This window comes from Microvirga sp. P4_G7 (assembly GCF_056401005.1).
In genome coordinates this window covers 1-3,819 of sequence record NZ_JBFUKD010000344.1, presented here as the reverse complement: position 1 = coordinate 3,819, position 3,819 = coordinate 1, and the positions used below count along the sequence as shown (strand labels likewise).

The following is a 3,819-nucleotide window of genomic DNA, read 5'->3' as shown; positions in this document are numbered from 1 at the left end:
TACTCGCCCTTGCCGGCGAACCAGCGCGAGTCCCAGGTCCGGTTGATGCCGAGCCGAAGACCGATCGGGTTGATTTTCTGACCCATCTGGTTCTCCTTTATGCCTGTTCGGCGGCGACTTCCCGAACCACGATCGTGAGGTTCGAGAACGGCTTCATGATGCGGGCGCCACGACCGCGAGCGCGGGCATKGAAGCGCTTCATGACAAGCGCCTTACCGACGAAAGCCTGGCTCACGACGAGATCGTCCACATCGAGATTGTGGTTGTTCTCGGCATTCGCGATAGCGCTCTGAAGGCACTTCTTGACATCCCGCGCAATACGCTTGCGCGAGAATTCGAGATCAGCCAGCGCGGTCGAAACCTTCTTGCCGCGGATCAAGCCCGCGACGAGATTGAGCTTCTGGGGGCTGACGCGCAGCATGCGAGCGACGGCTTGCGCTTCGGAGTCGCTCAATGCGCGAGGAGTAGCGGCCTTACCCATCTTACTTCCTCTTTGCCTTCTTGTCCGCTGCGTGGCCGTGGAACGTGCGGGTCGGCGAGAACTCGCCAAACTTATGACCCACCATTTCCTCGCTCACGTAGACGGGAATGTGCTTCTGACCGTTGTAGACCCCGAACGTGAGGCCCACGAACTGCGGGAGGATCGTGGAGCGGCGGCTCCAGATCTTGATGACCTCGCTGCGGCCCGCACCACGGGCAGCCTCGGCCTTCTTGAGGAGGTAGCCGTCGATGAACGGACCCTTCCAAAGCGAACGTGCCATGACGTGCCTCTTAGCCCTTCTTCTTCCGTGCGTGGCGGCTCGACACGATGAACTTGTCGGTCCGCTTGTTCGAACGGGTTTTCTTGCCCTTGGTCGGAATACCCCACGGGGTCACCGGATGGCGGCCGCCCGAAGTACGACCCTCACCACCACCGTGCGGGTGGTCGATCGGGTTCATGGTGACGCCGCGGTTATGCGGACGCTTGCCGAGCCACCGATTACGACCGGCCTTACCGATCGAGATGTTCATGTGGTCGGGGTTCGACACGGCGCCCACGGTGGCGAAGCACTGGCCATGGACCAGGCGCTGCTCGCCGGAGTTGAGACGCACGGTGACGTAACCTTGGTCACGACCCACGATCTGGGCGTAGGTACCGGCAGAGCGGGCGATTGCGYCGCCGCGGCCGATCTTCAGCTCCACATTGTGGATGATGGTGCCGACCGGCATGTTGCCGATGGGCATCGCGTTGCCGGGCTTGATGTCGACCTGCTCGCCGGCCGTCACCTGATCGCCGACAGCGAGACGCTGCGGAGCCAGGATGTAGGACAGCTCGCCGTCAGCGAAGCGGATCAGCGCGATGAAGGCGGTGCGGTTCGGATCGTACTCGATCCGCTCCACGCTCGCCGCATCGCCCAGACGGGCGCGACGCTTGAAGTCGACGTTGCGCAGGGTGCGCTTGTGACCACCGCCACGGAAGCGGACGGTCACGCGACCCAGGTTGTTGCGGCCGCCCTTGGACGACTTGCCCTCGGTCAGCGACTTGACCGGCTTGCCCTTGTAGAGCTCGCTGCGGTCGACGATCACCAGCTGGCGAAGGCCAGGGGTGATCGGTTTGAATGTCTTCAGTGCCATCGGATCACTCTCTCAACCGATCAGAGGCCCGTCGTGACGTCGATGGTTTGGCCCTCTTCGAGGGTCACAACCGCCTTCTTCACGTCCGACCGCTGGCCGCGGGTGCCGCGGAACATCTTCACTTTGCCTTTGGTGACGAGCGTGTTGACGCTCTTCACCTTGACATCGAACAGCTTCTCAACCGCCTCTTTGATCTGCGGCTTCGTCGCATTCGGCGACACCTTGAAGACGACCTTGTTCTGATCGGACAGGGTCGTGGCCTTCTCGGTGATCACCGGGCCTACGATCACATCGTAATGGCGCGGGTCCAGGCTCATTTGAAGCGCGCCTCCAGCGCATCGACAGCCGCCTTCGTGAGAACGAGTTTCTCGCGACGGAGAATGTCATAGACGTTGATGCCCTGCACCGGCAGGACGTCGATGTTCGGAATGTTCTGAGCCGCGCGCTGGAAGTTCGCCTCGATCTCGGCGCCGCCGATGATCAGGGCATTCGCGAGGCCGAGTTTGCCGAAGCGCTCGACGAGTGCCTTCGTCTTCGGCTCGGTGAGCGTCACGTCGTCAACGATGACGATGGACGAACCCTTGGCCTTCGACGAGAGCGCGTGCTTCAGAGCGAGCGCACGGACCTTCTTGGGAAGATCGTGAGCATGGCTGCGAACCACCGGTCCGAAAGCGCGACCACCGCCCCGGAACTGGGGAGCGCTGGCGGCACCGTGGCGAGCGCCGCCGGTACCCTTCTGCTTATAGACCTTCTTGGTCGTGCGATCGATCAACGAACGGTTCTTGACGGCGTGCGTGCCAGCTTGACGCTTGGCAAGCTGCCAACGAACGCAGCGGGACAGAAGGTCGGCGCGAGGCTCGAGACCGAAGATGGCCTCGTTCAGCTCCACGGAGCCCGACTTCTTGCCCTCAAGCGTGGTGATATCAAGCTTCATCACGCGTTCTCCTCAGCAGCTTGCTCGACCGCAGCCGGCGCAGCATCGTTCGCGCCCGAACGGAACTTGCCGGGCATCGGCACGTCCTTCGGAAGCTTCCGCTTCACCGCGTCACGGATGTAGATCCAGCCGCCTGCGACACCGGGAACGGCGCCTTCGACGAGGATCAGACCGCGCTCGACGTCGGTCGAGACAACGCGCAGATTCTGCGTCGTGACCCGCTCGGCGCCGAGGTGACCCGGCATCTTCTTGTTCTTGAAGGTCTTGCCCGGATCCTGGCGTCCACCCGTCGAACCGATCGAACGGTGTGAAACCGACACACCGTGCGTGGCGCGAAGGCCGCCGAAGTTCCAGCGCTTCATACCGCCGGCGAAGCCCTTACCCGTCGTGGTGCCCGTCACATCGACGAACTGACCAGCGACGAAGTGGTCCGCGGTGATCTCTGCGCCGACGGGGATGACTGCATCCTCGGTGACGCGGAATTCCGCGAGCTTCTGCTTCGGCTCGACCTTGGCGACCGCAAAGCGACCACGTTCAGCCTTCGAAACGTTCTTGACCTTGGCCTTACCGACGCCGACCTGCAGCGCGGTATAGCCGTTCTTATCCTTGGTCCGATGGGCGACCACTTGACATTGGTCGACCTTAAGAACCGTGACCGGGACATGTTCACCGGCATCCGTGAAGATGCGGGTCATCCCGAGTTTCTGTGCAATGACGCCTGAGCGCATGTGCGTATCCTCTCGACGTGTCTACCGATAGCTCCAAACCCTAAGGGGGGCTTAGAGCTTGATCTCCACGTCCACGCCCGCAGCGAGGTCGAGCTTCATCAGCGCGTCCACGGTCTGGGGAGTGGGGTCCACGATATCGAGAACGCGCTTGTGAGTGCGCATCTCAAATTGCTCACGCGACTTTTTGTCGATGTGAGGCGAGCGAAGAACCGTAAAGCGCTCGATGCGCGTCGGCAGCGGGATGGGCCCGCGTACCTGAGCGCCGGTCCGCTTCGCGGTCGACACGATTTCGCGTGTCGATGCGTCGAGGATCCGATGGTCGAACGCCTTAAGGCGAATGCGAATATTCTGACCGTTCATGGGTTGCCCCGTTCAACGAAGAAGGACTTGGCCGGCCGAACCGGCCACGCCCTTCGACGATCCTCTGATTAATCCAAGACTTGAGCGACGACGCCTGCACCGACGGTGCGGCCGCCTTCGCGGATAGCGAAGCGCAGCTTCTCTTCCATCGCGATCGGCACGATCAGCTGGACGTCCATGGAG

8 protein-coding genes and 1 pseudogene are annotated in these 3,819 nt (G+C 62.2%); all 9 read right to left on the bottom strand.

Features of this window, described 5'->3' with window-relative positions:
* Positions 1 to 86, bottom strand: a pseudogene (locus AC1DT3_RS14180) (30S ribosomal protein S3); the annotation flags it as partial.
* Positions 87 to 97: 11 nt separating this feature from the next.
* Positions 98 to 481 (bottom strand): 50S ribosomal protein L22, encoded by a 384-nt coding sequence (gene rplV / locus AC1DT3_RS14175; RefSeq protein WP_477465893.1) that lies wholly within the window; start codon positions 479 to 481, stop codon positions 98 to 100.
* A 1-nt stretch (position 482) separates the two neighbouring features.
* On the bottom strand, positions 483 to 761 hold the full coding sequence (gene rpsS, locus AC1DT3_RS14170) for a 30S ribosomal protein S19 (protein ID WP_441965758.1): 279 nt from the start codon (positions 759 to 761) through the stop codon (positions 483 to 485).
* Positions 762 to 771: 10 nt separating this feature from the next.
* Positions 772 to 1,614 (bottom strand): 50S ribosomal protein L2, encoded by an 843-nt coding sequence (rplB, locus tag AC1DT3_RS14165; RefSeq protein ID WP_477465892.1) that lies wholly within the window; start codon positions 1,612 to 1,614, stop codon positions 772 to 774.
* Between the two features lie 20 nt (positions 1,615 to 1,634).
* A complete protein-coding gene (locus AC1DT3_RS14160) occupies positions 1,635 to 1,931 on the bottom strand; it encodes a 50S ribosomal protein L23 (RefSeq protein ID WP_477465891.1) in 297 nt (98 codons plus the stop codon).
* Complete coding sequence (gene rplD, locus AC1DT3_RS14155) at positions 1,928 to 2,548, bottom strand: 50S ribosomal protein L4 (RefSeq protein ID WP_477465890.1); 621 nt, start codon at positions 2,546 to 2,548, stop codon at positions 1,928 to 1,930. The genes AC1DT3_RS14160 and rplD overlap by 4 nt, the downstream gene beginning before the upstream one ends.
* The gene (gene rplC / locus AC1DT3_RS14150; protein WP_477465889.1) at positions 2,548 to 3,276 is read right to left on the bottom strand and encodes a 50S ribosomal protein L3; all 729 of its coding nucleotides are present in this window, start codon (positions 3,274 to 3,276) and stop codon (positions 2,548 to 2,550) included. Before rplC ends, rplD begins: the two co-directional genes overlap by 1 nt.
* A gap of 51 nt (positions 3,277 to 3,327) precedes the next feature.
* Complete coding sequence (rpsJ, locus tag AC1DT3_RS14145) at positions 3,328 to 3,636, bottom strand: 30S ribosomal protein S10 (RefSeq protein ID WP_009764298.1); 309 nt, start codon at positions 3,634 to 3,636, stop codon at positions 3,328 to 3,330.
* 68 nt (positions 3,637 to 3,704) lie between these two features.
* On the bottom strand, positions 3,705 to 3,819 hold a 115-nt coding region (locus tag AC1DT3_RS14140), incomplete at its 5' end, for an EF-Tu C-terminal domain-related protein (RefSeq protein WP_477465894.1).

Bases quoted from the DNA above. Each gene is read 5' to 3' on its own strand.
- rpsS (WP_441965758.1), bottom strand. From the start codon at position 761: ATGGCACGTTCGCTTTGGAAGGGTCCGTTCATCGACGGCTACCTCCTC.
- AC1DT3_RS14160 (WP_477465891.1), bottom strand. From the start codon at position 1,931: ATGAGCCTGGACCCGCGCCATTACGATGTGATCGTAGGCCCGGTGATC.
- rplD (WP_477465890.1), bottom strand. From the start codon at position 2,548: ATGAAGCTTGATATCACCACGCTTGAGGGCAAGAAGTCGGGCTCCGTG.
- rplC (WP_477465889.1), bottom strand. From the start codon at position 3,276: ATGCGCTCAGGCGTCATTGCACAGAAACTCGGGATGACCCGCATCTTC.
- rpsJ (WP_009764298.1), bottom strand. From the start codon at position 3,636: ATGAACGGTCAGAATATTCGCATTCGCCTTAAGGCGTTCGACCATCGG.